At 68.4% G+C, this 17,382-nt stretch carries 14 protein-coding genes; 5 read left to right on the plus strand and 9 right to left on the minus strand.

Annotated features, from left to right (window positions below; translation table 11 throughout):
• Positions 1–7: 7 nt before the first annotated feature.
• The 6 genes from ACFYRU_RS11395 to ACFYRU_RS11420 are packed head-to-tail and all read right to left on the minus strand — an operon-like array spanning position 8 to position 8,315.
• Positions 8–1,165 (minus strand): acyl-CoA dehydrogenase family protein, encoded by a 1,158-nt coding sequence (locus ACFYRU_RS11395; protein WP_387656141.1) that lies wholly within the window; start codon positions 1,163–1,165, stop codon positions 8–10.
• The gene (locus ACFYRU_RS11400; RefSeq protein WP_387656144.1) at positions 1,162–3,141 is read right to left on the minus strand and encodes a biotin carboxylase N-terminal domain-containing protein; all 1,980 of its coding nucleotides are present in this window, start codon (positions 3,139–3,141) and stop codon (positions 1,162–1,164) included. The genes ACFYRU_RS11395 and ACFYRU_RS11400 overlap by 4 nt, the downstream gene beginning before the upstream one ends.
• A 5-nt stretch (positions 3,142–3,146) precedes the next feature.
• Positions 3,147–4,700, minus strand: coding sequence for an acyl-CoA carboxylase subunit beta (locus ACFYRU_RS11405; RefSeq protein ID WP_387656147.1), 1,554 nt, complete (start codon positions 4,698–4,700; stop codon positions 3,147–3,149).
• Entirely contained in the window at positions 4,697–5,818 is a 1,122-nt protein-coding gene (locus ACFYRU_RS11410; RefSeq protein WP_387656149.1) for an acyl-CoA dehydrogenase family protein, read from the minus strand. The genes ACFYRU_RS11405 and ACFYRU_RS11410 overlap by 4 nt, the downstream gene beginning before the upstream one ends.
• Positions 5,815–7,530 (minus strand): acyclic terpene utilization AtuA family protein, encoded by a 1,716-nt coding sequence (locus ACFYRU_RS11415; RefSeq protein WP_387656152.1) that lies wholly within the window; start codon positions 7,528–7,530, stop codon positions 5,815–5,817. The genes ACFYRU_RS11410 and ACFYRU_RS11415 overlap by 4 nt, the downstream gene beginning before the upstream one ends.
• Entirely contained in the window at positions 7,527–8,315 is a 789-nt protein-coding gene (locus ACFYRU_RS11420; RefSeq protein WP_387656155.1) for a TIGR03084 family metal-binding protein, read from the minus strand. The genes ACFYRU_RS11415 and ACFYRU_RS11420 overlap by 4 nt, the downstream gene beginning before the upstream one ends.
• Before the next feature lie 146 nt (positions 8,316–8,461).
• Between ACFYRU_RS11420 and ACFYRU_RS11425 the strand changes: the two genes are divergently transcribed.
• Positions 8,462–9,205 (plus strand): GntR family transcriptional regulator, encoded by a 744-nt coding sequence (locus ACFYRU_RS11425; RefSeq protein WP_387656158.1) that lies wholly within the window; start codon positions 8,462–8,464, stop codon positions 9,203–9,205.
• Here ACFYRU_RS11425 and ACFYRU_RS11430 read toward each other — a convergent pair.
• The gene (locus ACFYRU_RS11430; RefSeq protein ID WP_387656160.1) at positions 9,202–10,404 is read right to left on the minus strand and encodes a YncE family protein; all 1,203 of its coding nucleotides are present in this window, start codon (positions 10,402–10,404) and stop codon (positions 9,202–9,204) included. The two genes, ACFYRU_RS11425 and ACFYRU_RS11430, sit on opposite strands and share 4 nt — an antisense overlap.
• Positions 10,401–11,174: a polysaccharide deacetylase family protein gene (locus ACFYRU_RS11435; protein WP_387656163.1), complete on the minus strand. Its 774-nt coding sequence runs from the start codon at positions 11,172–11,174 to the stop codon at positions 10,401–10,403. The genes ACFYRU_RS11430 and ACFYRU_RS11435 overlap by 4 nt, the downstream gene beginning before the upstream one ends.
• An 89-nt stretch (positions 11,175–11,263) precedes the next feature.
• Between ACFYRU_RS11435 and ACFYRU_RS11440 the strand changes: the two genes are divergently transcribed.
• Complete coding sequence (locus tag ACFYRU_RS11440) at positions 11,264–11,887, plus strand: hypothetical protein (RefSeq protein WP_387656165.1); 624 nt, start codon at positions 11,264–11,266, stop codon at positions 11,885–11,887.
• On the opposite strand, the gene ACFYRU_RS11445 is transcribed toward ACFYRU_RS11440, so the two are convergent.
• A complete protein-coding gene (locus ACFYRU_RS11445) occupies positions 11,855–12,940 on the minus strand; it encodes a glycoside hydrolase family 172 protein (protein ID WP_387656168.1) in 1,086 nt (361 codons plus the stop codon). The two genes, ACFYRU_RS11440 and ACFYRU_RS11445, sit on opposite strands and share 33 nt — an antisense overlap.
• 127 nt (positions 12,941–13,067) lie before the next feature.
• On the opposite strand from ACFYRU_RS11445, the gene ACFYRU_RS11450 reads away from it, so the two are divergent.
• From ACFYRU_RS11450 to ACFYRU_RS11460, 3 genes are read left to right on the plus strand one after another with little or no spacing between them, the layout of a single operon-like run.
• A complete protein-coding gene (locus tag ACFYRU_RS11450) occupies positions 13,068–15,746 on the plus strand; it encodes a hypothetical protein (protein ID WP_387656171.1) in 2,679 nt (892 codons plus the stop codon).
• Entirely contained in the window at positions 15,743–16,630 is an 888-nt protein-coding gene (locus ACFYRU_RS11455) for an N-acetylglucosamine kinase (RefSeq protein WP_387656173.1), read from the plus strand. Before ACFYRU_RS11450 ends, ACFYRU_RS11455 begins: the two co-directional genes overlap by 4 nt.
• The gene (locus ACFYRU_RS11460; RefSeq protein ID WP_387656176.1) at positions 16,627–17,295 is read left to right on the plus strand and encodes an N-acetylmannosamine-6-phosphate 2-epimerase; all 669 of its coding nucleotides are present in this window, start codon (positions 16,627–16,629) and stop codon (positions 17,293–17,295) included. The genes ACFYRU_RS11455 and ACFYRU_RS11460 overlap by 4 nt, the downstream gene beginning before the upstream one ends.
• Positions 17,296–17,382: the final 87 nt, after the last annotated feature.

The following is a 17,382-nucleotide window of genomic DNA, read 5'->3' on the forward strand; positions in this document are numbered from 1 at the left end:
CTACGACCTAGTACGACTTCGGCAGTCCGAGGCTGTGTTGTGCGACGAAGTTCAGGATCATCTCCCGGCTGACCGGAGCGATCCGGGTCGCGCGGGCGGCGGCGACCAGCGAGGCGACGCCGTACTCGACCGTCATACCGTTCCCGCCGAGAGATTGCACGGCCTGATCGGTGGCTCGTACGGCGACCTCACCGGCGGCGTACTTCGCCATGTTCGCGGCCTCGCCCGCACCCATGTCGTCACCGGCGTCGTACAGCGCGGCGGCCTTCTGCATCATCAGCCGGGCGAGTTCGAGCTCGATCTTGATCTGGGCGAGCGGGTGCGCGAGGCCCTGGTGCGCGCCGATCGGGTGCTTCCACACCTGGCGTTCCTTGACGTACGCGGTCGCCTTTCCGAGCGCGTGCCGCGCGATGCCGAGCGCGAACGCCGACGCCATGATCCGCTCCGGGTTCAGGCCCGCGAACAGCTGCATGAGCGCCGCGTCCTCGGAGCCGACGAGCGCCTCGCGTGGCAGTTGAACGTCGTCCAGGAACAGGGCGTACTGCTTGTCCGGGCTGATCAGGTCCATCTCGATCTGCCGGAACTCCGCGCCTGGCGCGTCGATCGGGACGATGAACAGCGCCGGTTTGAGCTTCCCGGTGCGAGCGTCCTCGGTACGGCCGACGACCAGGACCGCCTTCGCGACGTCTAGGCCGGAGATGAAGACCTTGCGTCCGGTCAGCGACCAGCCCGCGTCGGTGCGGCGGGCGGTGGTGGTGATCTGGTGCGAGTTCGAACCGGCGTCGGGTTCGGTGATCGCGAACGCCATGATCGTCGTACCGTCGGCGAGGCCGGGGAGCCAGCGTTGCTTCTGGTCGTCGGTGCCGAAGCGGGAGATCACCGTGCCGCAGATCGACGGGGAGACCACCATCATCAGCAGCGGGCAGCCGGCCGCACCGAGTTCCTCCAGCACGATCGACAGGTCGGCCATCCCGCCGCCTCCGCCGCCGTACTGCTCGGGCAGATTCACCCCGAGGAACCCGAGCTTGCCGGCCTCCAACCACAACTCGGTGGTGTGACCACCGGTACGCGCCTGCTGGTTGAACCACTCGTACCCGTACTTCTTCCCGAGCTCCCCGACCACCTTCCGCAGTTCGCGACGCTCTTCCGATTCGACGAAACTCATGCGTCCTCCCCGACCACGGCCAGTACGGTGCCGACCTCGACCTGTTGTCCCGCTGCCACCTTCAACTCGCCGACCACCCCGTCCGCCGGAGCGGCGATCGCGTGCTCCATCTTCATCGCCTCCAGCCAGAGCAGCGGCTGCCCTTCCGTCACCACGTCACCCACCTGCACACCAACCCGGATCACCGTCCCCGGCATTGGCGCCACCAACGACCCCGCCAGTACGTGCTCCGCCGGGTCGGCAAACCGCGCCACCGGCGTCAGCATCACGCTCCCAAGCGCCGAGTCCACACACACCAGCCCGTTCGCCGCCCGCGTGCCCTCGTCGTACGCCGCCACCTCGAACCCCCGCCGCACCCCGTCAACGTCCAGCACTACCCGCTCACAGTCCAGGGAAATCAGCGCGATGTTGCCCTCGACAACCAATCCGTCCCGCGTCATCCGGTACTCGACCTCGACAACCTCGTCCCCGTACCGGTAACTCTTCCGCTGCGCCTGCGACGGAAGATTCCGCCACCCACTCGGAACCCGTACCGGTGTGCGCCGGCCCGCCGCGTCCGCCAACGCAGCGGCCAGCGCCGACACCCGCACCACCGTGTCGTCGATCGCCCCACGCACACCGTGCGTCTCGAAGAACGCGGTATCGGTGTCCCCGGCCAAGAAGGCAGGATGCCGAAGGATCCACACCAGCAACTCACGGTTGGTCCCAGGACCGTGGAGCCGTGCCTGCTGGAGGGCAGCCGCCAACCGATGGGCTACCACGGTCCGGTCCGGGCCGTACGCAATTACCTTCGCCAGCATCGCGTCGTAGTACGGCGAAACCTCGGACCCGTCCCGCAGGCCGCAGTCCACGCGCAAACCGCCGCGGTCGGGAACATTTCCGTCAGCTGGTGCAACTTTGTTTCCCAACCGCGGACCATCTCCGACCGCGAAGCAGTGGAAAACGCCCGTTTGGGGTTGCCAGTCGTGCAACGGGTCCTCGGCGTACAGGCGTACCTCGATCGCGTGGCCGACTATGGGAGGTGGTTCGGGTGGTAGGTGCTCGCCCGCGGCGACGGCGAACTGTAGTTCGACCAGGTCCAGGCCGGTCGTCTCCTCGGTCACCGGATGCTCCACCTGGAGCCGGGTGTTCATCTCCAGGAAGTAGAACGCCCCGTTCTCGTCCGCGAGGAACTCGACCGTTCCGGCGCCGACGTACCCGATCGCCGCGGCCGCCTTGCGCGCGGCGTCGTACAACTCGGCGCGCATCGACGGAAGACGTTCGACGAGCGGCGACGGTGCTTCCTCGACGACTTTCTGGTGGCGGCGCTGGATCGAGCACTCGCGTTCGCCGACCGCCCAGATCGTCCCGTGCCGGTCCGCCATCACCTGTACTTCGATGTGCCGCCCGCGCGCCAGGTACCGCTCGCAGAACACGGTCCCGTCACCGAACGCCGACAACGCCTCCGCCGACGCCGCGTCGATCTCCGCCGCCAGGTCCTCGAGCCGCGCCACCACCCGCATCCCGCGCCCGCCGCCACCCGCCGACGCCTTCACCAGTACGGGCAGGTCGGCCGCCGACACCTCCGCCGGCGTCAGCTCGGCGAGCACCGGTACGCCGGCCGCCGCCATCAGCTTCTTCGCCTCGATCTTCGACCCCATCGACGAGATCGCATCCACCGGCGGCCCGATCCAGGTCAGCCCCGCATCGATCACGGCCTGCGCGAACGCGGCGTTCTCGGACAGGAACCCGTACCCCGGATGGACAGCATCGGCCCCCGCCCGCAGGGCCGCCTGCACGATCAGCTCGCCCCGCAGATACGTCTCACCCGGCGTGTTCCCCGGAAGGTGCACCGCCGCATCCGCCTCGTCCACGAACGGCATCCGCGCGTCGGCAGTCGAATACACCGCGACCGTCCCCAGCCCGAGCCGACGAGCAGTACGGAAGACGCGGCGAGCGATCTCGCCCCGGTTCGCGACCAGTACAGAGGAGATCATCTGCATCACATCCTGAAGACGCCGAAGTTCGACGTACCTTCGACGGGGGCGGAGTGGATCGCGGACAGGCAGATGCCGAGGACGGTGCGGGTGTCGCGGGGGTCGATCACGCCGTCGTCGTACAGCCGGCCGGACAGGAACATCGGTAGCGACTCCGCTTCGATCTGGCCCTCGACGTACGCGCGCATCTGCCGGTCGCCGTCTTCGTCGTACGGCATGCCCTTCGCCTCCGCGGCCGCCCGCGCGACGATCGACAGCACGCCGGCTAACTGCTGCGGGCCCATCACCGCCGACTTCGCGGACGGCCACGCGAACAGGAAGCGTGGATCGAACGCCCGCCCGCACATCCCGTAGTGCCCGGCGCCGTACGACGCCCCCATCAGGATCGAGATGTGCGGGACCTTGGAGTTCGAGACCGCGTTGATCATCTGCGCGCCGTGCTTGATGATCCCGCCCTGCTCGTACCCCTGCCCGACCATGTAGCCGGTCGTGTTGTGCAGGAAGATCAGCGGTGTGTCGGACCGGTTCGCGAGCTGGATGAACTGGGCCGCCTTCTGCGACTCCTCGCTGAACAGGACACCGCGCGCGTTCGCCAGGATGCCGACCGGGTACCCGTGCACCGACGCCCAGCCCGTCGCCAGCGACGACCCGTACAGCGGCTTGAACTCGTCGAACACCGACCCGTCCACGACCCGGGCGATCACGTCCCGCGGATCGAACGGCACCTTGAGGTCACCCGGGACGATGTCCAGCAGGTCGTCCGCGTCGTGCAGCGGCTCGGCGTACGCCGGCGCCGGCGCGGGACCCGCCTTGCGCCAGTTCAACCGGGACACGATCTGCCGCCCGAGCCGGATCGCGTCCTGCTCGTCGACCGCGAAGTAGTCGGCCAGGCCGGACTTCCGCGCGTGCATCGACGCGCCGCCGAGCGACTCGTCGTCCGCGTCCTCGCCGGTCGCCATCTTCACCAGCGGCGGCCCGGCGAGGAACACCTTCGCGCCGCCGTCGACCATCACCACGTAGTCGCTCATGCCCGGGATGTACGCACCGCCCGCGGTCGAGTTGCCGAACACGAGCGCGATCGTCGGGATCCCCTCGGCGGACAGCCGGGTCAGGTTCCGGAACATCGCCCCGCCCGGGATGAAGATCTCCTTCTGTGTCGGCAGGTCCGCGCCGCCGGACTCGACCAAACTGATCACCGGCAGCCGGTTCGCGCGGGCGATCTCGTCGGAGCGGAGCGCCTTCTTCAGCGTCCAGGGGTTGGAGGCGCCGCCCTTCACGGTCGGGTCGTTCGCGGTGATCAGGCACTCGACGCCTTCGACGACGCCGATGCCGGTCACCAGGCTCGCGCCGACGGTGAAGTCAGAACCCCACCCGGCCAGCGGAGAGAGCTCGAGGAAGTACGAATCCGGGTCGAGCAGCAGTTCGATCCGCTCCCGCGCGAGCAGTTTTCCGCGCTGGTGATGACGGCTGACGTACTTCTCCCCACCACCGGCAAGCGCCTTGGCGTGCTCGACGTCCAACGCGGCAAGCTTCTCCAGCATCGCCTGGCGATTACTCATGCGGTGTACCCCAGTCTTTTGGAGGCGAGGGTGGTGAGGATTTCGGTGGTGCCGCCGCCGATGGCGAGGATCTTCTGGTCGCGGTACTGGCGTTCCACCTCGGCCTCGCGCATGTATCCGAGCCCGCCGTGCAACTGCAGCGCCTGATCGCACACCCACTGCCCGGCCTCGACGGCGGTGTTCTTCGCGAAACACGTCTCGGCGATCACGTCCTGGTTCGCGTCGGCCCGCCGCGCCACCTCATGCACGTACACCCGCGCCACGGAGATCCGCCGAGCCATCTCGGTCAGCGTGTGCTGCACCACCTGCCGAGAAATCAGCGGCCGCCCGAACGTCTCGCGCTGCCGGCACCAGTCGACAGTCAGGTCGAGCGCACGCTGAGCGCCGGCGTAGGCCTGCACAGCCAACGTCAGCCGTTCCGCCACAAAGTTCACAGCCAACTGCACGAACCCGGTGCCAGGCGCACCCACCAGATTGCTCGCCGGGACCCGCACGTCGGTGAAGGACAGCTCCGCAGTGTCGGAGCAGAGCCACCCCATCTTCTCCAGCTTCCGCGACACCTCGAACCCAGCCGACCCCTTCTCGATCACCAGCAAGCTGATCCCATGCGGTCCAGGGCCATCAGTACGGACTGCCGTAGTAACAAAATCCGCCCTGCATCCGGAGGTGATGAACGTCTTGGAACCGTTCACCACAAACACATCACCGTCGCGGCGAGCCGTCGTACGGATGGACGCAACGTCGGAGCCACCGCCAGGTTCCGTGATCGCCAGTGCGCCGATCAGCTCACCGTCCAACGTGGGGCGAACCCACCGCTCGAGCTGCGGTTCGTTGCCCCCAGCAATGATGTGGGGCAGTGCGATGCCGCAGGTGAGCAGCGAGGCGACGAGGCCGCCGGAGCCGCCCGCGTAGTGCATCTCCTCCACGACGGCGATCGCGTCGAGGAGAGATCCGCCGCCGCCACCGACGGCCTCCGGGAATCCGACGCCCAGCAACCCCAGCGCGCCTGCCTTCTTGTGCAGTTCCCGGGGCAGTTCACCGTCCCGCTCCCACTGCTCCAGCTGCGGCAGCACCTCGGCGTGCATGAACCGTCGTACGGACTCCCGGAAGTCGTTCACAGCAACACCTCCGGTACGTCGACGTACCGCGAGCGCAGCCACTCCCCGAGCGCCTTCGCCTGCGAGTCGAACCTGGCCTGTGCCGCAACGCCTTCGCCGAGCAGACCCTCGACCACGAAGTTGACCGCGAACAGGTTCGGCAGCAGGTACCGCGTCACCGTCAGCGGTTGCGTCTCCGGCAGCAGCTCCTTGAACAGCTGCACCGTGAGGGTGTGCGCGAGCCACCGCCACGACTTGTCGTCGCGCACCCAGACACCGACGTTCGCATCGCCACCCTTGTCGCCCGACCGCGCGCCTGCGATCCGGCCGAGCGGGACCTCGCGCGTTCGCGGCGGTCCGCTCGACAGCTGCAGCAGCGGCATCGGCTCCTCGATGTCGTCGACCGGTTCGAGCCGCAGCGTCTCGGTCGCCGGCGCGACCACCTTGCGCGTACCGTCGGGCAGTACGACGACATGCTCGACGTCGTCGACGTCGACGTACCCAGCGCGGAACACACCGTACGGCGAACCCTCACCGGGCGGCGCGGTGACGTGGAACCCGGGGTAGCTCGCCAGCGCCAGCTCGACGGCCGCGTTGCTGAACGCGCGTCCGACGACCTTCGGATCCGGGTCCTTCACCGCGCAGCGAAGGAAGACGCTGGCCTCCTCCTCGGTCTCGGCGTTCGGTTTCTCGGTCCAGGCCAGCGACCACTTCAGCTCGGCCGGGCGCTTCGGCAGTGCCTCCTCCAGTTGTTGCTGGACGAGTTCCGCCTTCTGTTCGAGTTGCAGGCCGGTGAGGACGAAGTCGACCTCGTTGCGGAAACCGCCGACGCTGTTCAGCGAGACCTTGTACGTCGGCGGCGGCGCCTCACCGCGGACGCCGGAGATCCGTACCCGGTCCGGGCCGTCGGCGGTGAGCTCGATCGTGTCGAGCCGCGTGGTGACGTCGGGACCCGCGTACCGGGCGCCGGTGATCTCGTACAGCAGTTGCGCCTTGACCGTGTCGATCGTGACCGCGCCGCCGGTGCCGTCGTGCTTGGTGATCACGCTGCTGCCGTCGGCGTGGATCTCCGCGATCGGGAACCCGGGCCGCCCGAAGTCGCGGATCTCGGTGAAAAACGCGTAGTTCCCGCCGGTCGCCTGGCACCCGCACTCGATCACATGCCCCGCCGCGACCGCCCCGGCGAGTTCGTCGTACTGCGTCCGCCCCCACCCGTGATGCGCTGCGGCCGGACCGACAATCACGGAGGCATCGGTGACCCGCCCTGTCACCACCACATCAGCCCCGGCCTGAAGCGCCTCAGCAATCCCCCACGCCCCGAGGTACGCGTTGGCGGTCAGAGGTTGCCCCAGCCCCAGCTCTTCAGTCCGAGGCAGCAGATCATCGCCCTCGACGTACGCAACCTTCGGATGCAGACCGAGCTTGTCCGCCAACTCCCCGATCGCCGCAGCCAGCCCCGAAGGGTTCAACCCGCCCGCATTACTGACAATCCGAACCCCCCGATCCAGCGCCTCCCCCAGCCCGCTCTCAAGCTGCTTGAGAAAGGTCCTCGCATACCCCAGTCCTGGGTCCTTCAGCCGATCGCGCCCAAGTATCAGCATCGTCAGCTCAGCCAGATAGTCGCCGGTCAAAACATCCAGAGGCCCACCGGTCAGCATCTCCTGAACCGCACTGAACCGATCCCCGTAAAACCCGGATGCATTCCCAATGCGAATCGGTGGCGTACTGCTCATGTGAACTGTCCCGCCTGCCGACCCTTCCCTGGCAGCCCGGCAAACGCCTGGATGATCCCCAGCCACTCCTCGGCCTCGGCACCCTCAGCCTCCACCGCCAGGTCGTCACGATGCCGTCGCTGGGTGGCCAGCAAACAGAAGTCGAGGGCGGGCGCCGTCACCCGCTGACCAGCGTCCGCAGGCCCGAATACCCAAGCGTCACCGTCAGGCCCGGTGAGCTCGACGCGGAACGGATCGGTGGGTGGGGTCAGGTTGTTGAGCAGGTACGCGAAGTCCCGCGTCCGCACCGCAAGGTGGGCGACGTGCCGCAGCCGGTTGCTCGGTTGCCGTCGTACGCCGAGTGCGTCGAACACGTCCTGCCCGTGCGCCCAGGTCTCCATCAGCCGCGCAGTAGCCATCGAGGTCGGGCTCATCGGCGGCCCGTACCAAAGCACCTTCTCGCCTGCAGGCACGTTCTTCAGCGCCTCGGCGACGTCCGCGCGGGTCTCCCGCCAGTACGTCAGCAACTGATCCGGCGGCAGTGCAGCGGTCTCCGCCGCGCCGTCGTCGACATACGTCGTCGGACTGGCCGCGGCCACCTGCAACGAAGCCTTGAAACCCTCGGGGTCCGTCGCCGCGAGGTGCGTCGCCTCGTCCGTCCAGGCCAGGTGCGCGATCTGATGCGCGATCGTCCAGCCCGCGGCCGGAGTCGGGGTAGACCACTCGTCCGCCGCCAGCCCACCGACCAGCCGATCCAACTCGGCACTCTCGGCCCACAGATCCGCCAGCACTTCGTCCAGTCGCACGCTGCACTCCCTCGCCGGGATCGGATGCACCCGAGCTTCCCACTCCGCGGAAAAAGAATCAAGCGTGCTTGTTTTCTCCGGGAGAGGTCTGTTCCACGGTGGTCTAAAAGGTTCCGGCGTGGTCCAGTTGCTGCTAACCAGGTGCAATGCATGGTTCGCTGCCGGGGAAGGCCGCCGAGATCCGGGCGTTGTTGCTGAGTCTGATCGACACGTTGCCGGAGGGTGCCGCGCTGCCGCCCGAGCGCGAGCTGGCGGCGCGCTGGAACGTCGCCCGGATGACGCTGCGCCGGGCGGTCGACGAGTTGGTGATCGAGGAGCTGCTGGTCCGGCGGCACGGCAGCGGCACGTACACGACCCGGCCGAAGGTGGCCCGCTGGCTCGGGATGATCGGCTTCTCCGAGGACATCCGGCGCCGCGGGATGCGGCCGGGCAGCACGATGCTGGAGTTCCGGCACCACAAGGCCGAGCGCGCGGCGGCCCGCCGGCTGCGGATCCCGGTCGGCGACCCGATCATCGCGTTCACCCGGCTGCGGCTGGCCGACGACCATCCGATGGTGGTCGAACGGACCACGCTGCCGGCGGCGTACGTACCCGGGCTGCGGGCCGAGGACCTGAACGGTTCGCTGTACGACCTGCTGACCACCCGCTACGGCATCGACCTGGTCAGCGCGACGTCCCGGCTCGAGCCGATGATGCCCGACGCGAAAACAGCCGGCTGGCTGGACATCCCGACCACCCAGCCGTGCATCGCCCTGCACGGCGTGAGCTTCGACAGCCGCGACCGAGTCTTCGAGTACACCTCCGCCGTCTACCGCGGCGACCGCTACGCCTTCACCACCGAACTCCGCACCACCACCCCAAGCCCCCGCGTCAGCGCAAAGGGCCTCTAACGGAACACGCCCGTATGACCAAGTGAGTAGCGGCCGGGTTGGGGGAACACTGCTAGGCCGTGTGGGCCTTTGCCGACCGGGATGCGGGCCAGGAGTTTGCCGTCGCTGAAGCGGATCGCGTACACGACGGAGTTGTACCGGCCGGAGACCCACAGCACGAGGCCGTCCGGCGAGATGCCGCCCATGTCCGGGCTGCCGCCGCCCGGGATCTTGATCTTCCGGACCACTTTCCCGGTGACGAAGTCGAGCATCGAGATCGACCCCTCACCGCGGTTCGTGACGATCAGGTAGCGCGAGTTCCGGGTGACGTACAGTCCGTGCGCGCCGAGGCCGGTCGGGACGAACTTGAGGATCCGTACCGGCGGATGCGCCGACAGCACCCAGACGCCGTTGCTCATCATGTCCGCGACGTAGTAGAACTTCCCGTCCGGCGAGAGCTTCACGTCCTGCGGCATCGGCGCGTGCATCCCGCGCTGTCCCGGCAACCGCAGTACCTGCAGGACCTTCTCCGCGGCGGTGTCCACCAGCAACAGTTGTCCGGAGAACTCACAGGACACGAGGAACGACGTACCGTCCGCCGAGAAGTCCGCATGGTTCACCCCGGCGCACGGCACCGGGAGGACCTTCTGTACGGCCATCGTGTGCGGATTGCGGAAGACCAGCTGCTTGTCGTTCGACGCCATCACGACGGCGTGCTTGCCGTCCGGTGTGAAGTAGAGGTTGTACGGGTCGTGCACCGCGACCGGCCTGCCGGGCAGACCGGTGAGCGGGTTGATCGGCGTGAGCGTGTTGCCGAGGTCGTTGTTCACCCACAGCGTCTTCAGATCCCACGACGGTACGACGTGTTGCGGCTCGCGCGCTGTCCGGAAGGTGCGGATCACCTTGTACGTTCGTGGGTCGATCTCGGTGACGGTGTTGCTGCCGCTGTTCGGGACGTAGATCCGGTACGGGTCCCGGCGAACGGCGGCGGCGAGGCGCCCCGGACGATCGGCGGCCCAGACATCGGTGGGTGACAGCGGCGGCGGCATGCCGGGCAGGAAGCGCGGCTTGGCGGCCGGCGTGACGTGTGAACCGGACGCCGGCACCACACCCGGCGCGGGCGTGGTCGTGGTCGTGGTCGCCGTGGTCGGGTGGCTCTTGCCGGAACAGGCGCTGACCGCCAGCAGCAGAACCATGCTGAGGGCAACGGTCCGCCTCATTGCAGCAGTTCGCTGAGGGTGACCGCCCGCAGGTTCTTGGCGTGCAGGCCGGAGAGGATCTGGGGCAGCGCGCCGAGCGTCACCGGGTGGCCGAGATGCAGGCTGACGATCGAGCCTGGGCGGACGTGGTCCAGGACCGCCCGCACTACGGTGGCGGTCGGCGGGTCCTGCCAGTCGAGGCCGTCGACGTCGTACGACACACACGTAGCGTAACCGGACGCGGCGGCCGCCGATCGGATCAGTGGGGTCGTCTGCTGGGTCCCGGACGCGCGGAACCATCGGCCGGGACTTTTCGCCGTACGGCGAAGTACCGCCGCGCAGTCGTGCACTTCGCGACGGGCGTCGGCCGCGGCGAGTTGTCGCATCGGCTTGTGGTGCATCGTGTGGTTGCCGAGGTCGTGGCCGCCGTGCAGGACCCGGGTCGCCATCTCGGGATGCGCGACCAGCCAGGTCCCGACCGCGAGCACGCTGACCTTGGCGCCGGCGTGTTCGACGAGGTCGAGCAGTTCGGTGCCGAGTGCCGGATCGCCGTTGCCGTGGAAGGTCAGCGCGACCTGCTTGATGTTCCGCGGGCCGTGTCCGATCTCGACTGCTTCGGTCGGTGGAGCAGGTTTCGGGGAGGGCTGCGGCGCGACGGACCGGGCCGGCGTCGTCGGTGGTGCACTCGACTGCGGGGTGCTTGCCTGGCGGTTGTCCGAACAGCTCGCCGCGGCGCCGGTACCGATCGCCAGCAGCGCTGTTCGCAGGACCGTTCGACGTTCGACAGCCATACCCGCGAACCTACGTACGGCCTCCTGAGCGGACCCTGAGCAGTCAAGCTGATTGCGCAACGGATTCGGCTGGTCACTAGGGTGACACGGTGGATCTCGCGAGCCCGATCAGCACAGTGGTGCCGTCACTCGACGGGCCGGTGCTGCTCGTCCTGGCGGCCGCCGAGGAAGGCCTCTCGGGTCGCCAGGTCCACAAGCTCGCCGGCTCCGGCAGCGTCGCCGGCGTCCGGCTCGTCCTGCAACGGCTCGCGGCGACCGGCCTGGTGCACGCCGACGACCTCGGCAACTCGTTGCTCTATCGCCTCAATCGCAAGCACCTGCTCGCGCCGGTCGTCGAGCAGCTCGCGAATCTCCGCCGCACCTTGCTCACCCGGCTCGCCGACGAGATCGGCCTCTGGAGCGTCGCCCCCGTCCATGCGAGCGTGTACGGCGCGATCGCCCGCGGCGACGGCGACCTCGACAGCGACCTCGACCTGCTCCTGATCCGGCCCGACGACTGCGACCTCGAGGATGCCCGATGGACCGCGCAGGTCGGGCGCCTCATGCAGTCGGTCGTCGACCTCACCGGCAACGCGGCGCACATCTTCGAACTCAGCCACTCCGAACTCGCCGGCCACCTCAGCACCGACGCCATCCTCAACGACTGGGCCGAGCCGAGCGTCCGGCTGGTCGGCGTACCGCTAGACCACCTCGAGGTAGTCCTTTCCAGGTAGCGCCGGGAACGGGGCGTGCGGTTCGGTCTGGTACCAGAAGGACGTCGAGGCCAGGTCGTCCTGGAGCTGGAGGAAGCGCCCGTCGCGGCGCCAGCCGAGGGCCTGGACCGTGACCCGGAGGTCCTCGGTGAAGCGGATCGTGTCCTGGATGTGCCAGCGGTACAGGCCGAAGCGCTGCTGGTTGTCGAAGAAGCCGTCCGGTTCGATGACCTGCGGCATGCCGAGGTACGGCGTGGTGAAGGTCGCGTACTGTCCCGCCGGGTGTTCGAACCCCCACGCGCCGCCGAAGTAGTCCTCCGTGCCGGTACCGCAGATCGTCGGGTACTCGTCGTCGCCGTCGAGGTAGAACTTGAACTCACCCTCGCCCCACCACCCGGTGTTGTTGCAGCCCCACGCGAGGTACGTGCCGACGTACTGCCCCTGGCCGCGGACGCCGTCGAGCAGCGTGTGCACCTCGCCGTACGGGACCGGGTTCGATCGGCGGAACTGGGCGTGGAAGTACGCCACGTCGTCCGGTACGTCGGTGCGGATGAAGTCGACCTGGTAGAAGAAGTTCTCGACCTCGGTCTCCAGCAGGTTCTCAACCGTGATCCGGGCGCCGGCGCGGAACGGCAGCTGCCAGTAGCTGTTGAACCCGCCCTTCGGGTTCACCGCGATCGGGATCGAGCTCACCTGGCAGTGCCGGCCCCAGCCGTTGCAGAAGAAGTCGCCTAGCGGTACCTCGACCGAGGGCGTCTCCTCGCCGTCCCAGTACATCCGCAGCACCAGGGAACGCCAGGTCTTCGAGTCGACCGTGATCCACAGATGCGTGATCGCGCCGGATCCGTCGATCTCGGCGAGCGTCGTGGTCGACTCCGGCGCGAGGTTGACGCACGGCTGGATCTTCCAGCCCGGGCCGAGGTCGCGCGCCTGCCGCGACAGGATCCCCTCGGTCGCCCGCGCACCGCCCGCCTTCGCGCCGTCCGGGTTCTCCGCGCTGATCGAGTAGGACCGCGCAGCCGACAGCCGCGCCAGGTTTCCGAGTTGTACGTCGAGACCGTTGAAGTCACCCATACCCGACGACCCTAGGTCCGCCGGTCGTCCACCACACCTGGTCCGGTGAGACCGCCTGGTCCGATTCCGGCGGAGTGGTCTACTCGGGCTGCTTTACCGGCCGTGAATAGTCGGCAACAGTGAACCGGTGCCTGCTTCTGTCGCGCTGATCGCCCCACCCGGCCCGGCCGCCGCGTTCACGTCCGCCGGGCTGGTGGCAGACCGGTACGACGAACTACCGACGGACCTTGCTGCTTACCAGGCGGTCGTCGTGCTCGCGGGCGACTACCCCGCACCGGTCCACCTCGCGACGTCTGCCCTCGCCGACTACGTGCGTTCCGGCGGTACAGCGTACGTCGAGTTCGCTGTGGACAACGGGTTCCTGCCGAACGGTGAGATCCGCGACGCGCACATCGAACGCATCTTCACCCGCCAACCGCTGGAAGGCATCGAGCCCCTCAGCATCCTCGACGAACACCTCTCCCGGGCCCAACACGTAACCCCGCCTGAAGGTTCCACCGAACTACTCACCTACGGCACTGTCGCCGGCACCCACAAAGCCGTCTTCGGTCCACCCGCCGAAACCTTCCCGGCCCTCCTGAACATCCCGACCGGCAAAGGCCGTCTCCTCTACGCCACCACAGCCCTGAGCCACCACCTCCAAGGCAACTACAAACCCCACCGCCGCTGGCACCGCCTACTGGAACTGATCGTCGCAAACCTCACCAACACCGAGCCTCCACCCGAAGTGGAGCTCTTCACCGAACCACACGTGTGGGCAGCAACCGGCACCCCCATCAAGCTCGTAGTCCGCGCACCGCAAACACCCCCACCAGCCACCCACCAACCCCCCACCGCCCCGGCCTCCCCAGCGCCGGAGGTGTTGGTGGAACTGCTCGAGGTGGAACCTGGGCGGTACGAGTCGAGGCCTGTGGTGCTTGTGGATGGTGTGCATACGTTCGTCGTCGGCGAGCAGAGGGTGACGATTGCCGTTGGCCCGCGCGAAGAGCGGTACCGGAGGATGGTTGAGCGGGGGATCGGATGGTTCGACCGGGCGGGGATGTTCTACGACGCGCCGGACGGTTCCAAAGGAGTGGCGGAAGGGTTTTCGAACGAGGTCGGGTTCGACGGCAAGCTCCCGTTCCGCCCGGTCCCGCGTGGCGACTGCTACACCCAGACCGCGCACGCCTTCCGCACGTACGCCGACCTCGCCGACTACCCCCGCGGTCGCACCATCGCGACCAACCTCATGCGCAAAGTCGTACAAGAAGAACAACTGACAGACCGCAACAACCTGTACGGCGCCTTCGAACCCCGCGGCGCCCGCACCGACCTGACCCGTACCAACAACCTCTTCGCCGACGACGGCGGCTGGATCGCCCTCTTCGCACTGATCTCCGGCGAAACGCAAGCAGGCCTCCGCGGCGTCGAGTCCCTCATCCGCACCGCCAACACCGAACTCGGCCTCCAGGTAGACCCCTGGCGCACCCCGTCCACCCTGATGGTGAAGGGCTGGGACGAGTTCGGCCGCAGCCCGATCGAGGACGGCCTCGACCTGACCTCACATTGGCAGAGTTCCGCGCAGTGCGCGTACCTGTACGCGTACGGCATCACCGGCGACCCGTCGTACCTGGAGATCGCCGTACGCGGCCTCGACCACATGGCCGCGCACCACCCGCGCGCCCGCCTCGAAACCAGTCGCACCTGCGAAGCCGGCCGCTTCCTGCTCCCGCTCGCGGGCGGCTACTTCTACACCCGCAAACCCCTTTATCTACGGACGATGCTCGACCTCGCGGACTTCCTGAAGACGAGGCAAGGACCCGACGGCGGGTTCGCCGAGTGGGACGGCAAATGCCCGCCGAGCAACGAGGCGTACGGCGTCGACGAGGCGTCGATCTTCCAGGCGAACGGCGACCCGGTGACCGACCAGCTGTACGGCACCCCGTTCGCCGCCTGGGCGTTGCCGATCGCGTACCAGATCACCGGCGAACCGATCTTCGAGGAACTCGCGCACGGCGTTCTCGACTACCTCAGCCGGATCCAGATCGACGACCCGGACAACGAGCAGCTCCACGGCACTTGGCAACGCGCATTCGACTTCGACGCCTGGGAGTACTTCGGCTCGAACGCGGACCTCGGCTGGGGACCGTACTGCGTGGAGACCGGGTGGTCGGTCGCTCCTAGCCTGATCGCCGCGATGCAGTACCTGTCGGGTACGCCGTTCTTCCCGGAGGTGCAGCACAACCCCGAACCCGTGGCGGCTGTTCGCGCAGAGTTCGAATCCATTCGTGCGGGCGAGCCCGTGCCGCCGACGTTCCAGCGTGGTGAGGACGGGCGGGTTGTCCGCGACCAGGGCGGTGTGCGGGCGGTCCTCGGCGAGCTGGTGGCAGGCGGGGAGCCCGTGTGGGCGCGGAACGAGCCGGCGAACTCGTACGAGATCTACGTCCGCGGGGCCGACAACCGCCTGCACCACACGTACCTCGACGACCGCGTGGGACAGGGCCGCTGGCAACAACTCGGCGAGCTCGAACTGGCCGACGACCCGGTGGTCGCCTTCAATCCCGGCGCCGACGCCGTCGAGGTCTACGTACTGGGTGCCGACCGCCGCATCCACCACTGCTCGATGATCGACGTCCGCGGCGGCCACACCGAATGGGAACCTGTCGGTACGCTGCACTTCACAGGCTCCCCCGCGGTGATGTACGACGAGACTCTGGGCACCGTCCGTCTCACCGCGAACGACACCGCCGGCCAAGACCGCCGCACCCGCAAGGTCAACCGCTGGCACCTCCCTTGGCAAGACTATTCACGATGGATCACCGCATGACGCAGATCGCCATCGACGGCGGGCAGTCCGCTCTCCGTCTTCGTGTTCTCCCCTCCGGACGGACCGGCGCCGGACCTGGCTACACGCACGGTCCGGACGCACTCCAGAAACTCCTCGACGCGATCGGCGCGGCCGCCGCCGAGGCTCAGCTCACCGGGCCGGTCGAGGTCGTCGCGCTCGGGCTGACGGGTTATCCACAAGCTCCGGGTGCGGCGGAGCGGTTCGCGGCCGAGGTGAGTACGTTGCTGGATGCGGACGAGGTACGGCTGACGCAGGACATGGTCACCGCGCACGCCGGTGCGCTCCCGGACGGGTACGGCGTAGTAGTCGCCGCAGGCACCGGTCTCGTGTGTCTCGCGGTGGACCGGGACGGGACCTGGCGGAAGCTCGACGGCCACGGGTACCTCTTCGGCGACGCGGGCAGTGCGTTCGCGATCGGACGCGCCGGGCTCGTCGCCGTACAGCGTGCCCGGGACGGTCGTGGACCCGCGACCAAGCTGGCCGACACGTCGCTCGATCCGGTGACGCTCTACCGTTCGTTGACGCTGGTGGACGACGTCGCGCGGTTCGCCCCTGAAGTACTGCGCTGTGCCGCCGAGGGTGATCCGGTCGCGAACGAGCTGCTCGTCCGGGCCGCCACCGACATCGCCGAGACGATCGACGCCGCGGTCGCCCAGCTCGCGGGCGAAGGAGCCGTACCGGTCGCGTGCGTCGGCGGACTGTTCGAGGGTGCGGGCGAACAACTCCTCACCCCTGTCCGCGCAGCCCTGCCCGCCCGCGCCCGCCTCATCCCGGCGGCCGGCAACTCCCTCGACGGCGCCGAACGTCTCGCGACCGGATCGACCGGACCGTACGCAGATCTGATTGTGATCCACCGTCGATGAGAACCCTTGCCCCCGGCACCTTGGTGGTGTCCTGCCAGGCCGGCCCCGAGAACCCGCTGTACGGCCCCGCCGGGATGGCCCTGATGGCCCAGGCTGCCGAGGCGGGCGGTGCCGGTGCGATCCGGGCGAACGGGCCGGCGGACGTCGCGGCGATCCGCGCGGCGACCGACCTGCCGATCATCGGGATCCACAAGCTCGGCGACCCCGCGGGCGTGTTCATCACCCCGACGTACGCGGCCGCAGCTGGGGTCGTCGCCGCCGGCGCGGACCTGGTCGCGCTCGACGCGACCCTGCGCCCGCGCCCGGACGGTCAGCGACTCGCAGACCAGATCGCCCGGATCCACACCGAACTCGGAGTGCCGGTGATGGCCGACGTCGACACCCTCGCCGCCGGCCTGGCCGCCCGCGGCGCGGGCGCGGACCTCGTCGCCACGACGCTGTCCGGTTATACCAATGGCCGTACGCCGATCGGACCGGACGTCGACCTGGTCCGGGAACTCGTCGCGCAGCTGGACTGCCCGGTCGTCGCCGAGGGCCGGATCCGGACCCCGGAAGACGTCCGCAGCGTCTGCGATGCGGGCGCGTACGCCGTCGTCGTCGGCCACGCGATCACCAACCCGATGGACCTGACCGCCCGCCTGGTCGGAGCGATCCCGGCCCACTGAAAGTGGTCTAGACGAGCTTGCTCGCCGGTCTTTCGGACCGGGGTCCGCCGGGCGTATCCATGACCCAGTCAACGCCCCTGAGAGGAC

It is taken from the genome of Kribbella sp. NPDC004536 (assembly GCF_042873835.1).
Classification (GTDB): domain Bacteria; phylum Actinomycetota; class Actinomycetes; order Propionibacteriales; family Kribbellaceae; genus Kribbella.

Excerpts from the sequence above, each read along its gene's own strand:
- ACFYRU_RS11395 (WP_387656141.1), bottom strand. The coding sequence starts at position 1,165 with ATGAGTTTCGTCGAATCGGAAGAGCGTCGCGAACTGCGGAAGGTGGTC.
- ACFYRU_RS11400 (WP_387656144.1), bottom strand. The coding sequence starts at position 3,141 with ATGATCTCCTCTGTACTGGTCGCGAACCGGGGCGAGATCGCTCGCCGC.
- ACFYRU_RS11405 (WP_387656147.1), bottom strand. The coding sequence starts at position 4,700 with ATGAGTAATCGCCAGGCGATGCTGGAGAAGCTTGCCGCGTTGGACGTC.
- ACFYRU_RS11415 (WP_387656152.1), bottom strand. The coding sequence starts at position 7,530 with ATGAGCAGTACGCCACCGATTCGCATTGGGAATGCATCCGGGTTTTAC.
- ACFYRU_RS11425 (WP_387656158.1), top strand. The coding sequence starts at position 8,462 with ATGCATGGTTCGCTGCCGGGGAAGGCCGCCGAGATCCGGGCGTTGTTG.
- ACFYRU_RS11430 (WP_387656160.1), bottom strand. The coding sequence starts at position 10,404 with ATGAGGCGGACCGTTGCCCTCAGCATGGTTCTGCTGCTGGCGGTCAGC.
- ACFYRU_RS11435 (WP_387656163.1), bottom strand. The coding sequence starts at position 11,174 with ATGGCTGTCGAACGTCGAACGGTCCTGCGAACAGCGCTGCTGGCGATC.
- ACFYRU_RS11445 (WP_387656168.1), bottom strand. The coding sequence starts at position 12,940 with ATGGGTGACTTCAACGGTCTCGACGTACAACTCGGAAACCTGGCGCGG.
- ACFYRU_RS11455 (WP_387656173.1), top strand. The coding sequence starts at position 15,743 with ATGACGCAGATCGCCATCGACGGCGGGCAGTCCGCTCTCCGTCTTCGT.
- ACFYRU_RS11460 (WP_387656176.1), top strand. The coding sequence starts at position 16,627 with ATGAGAACCCTTGCCCCCGGCACCTTGGTGGTGTCCTGCCAGGCCGGC.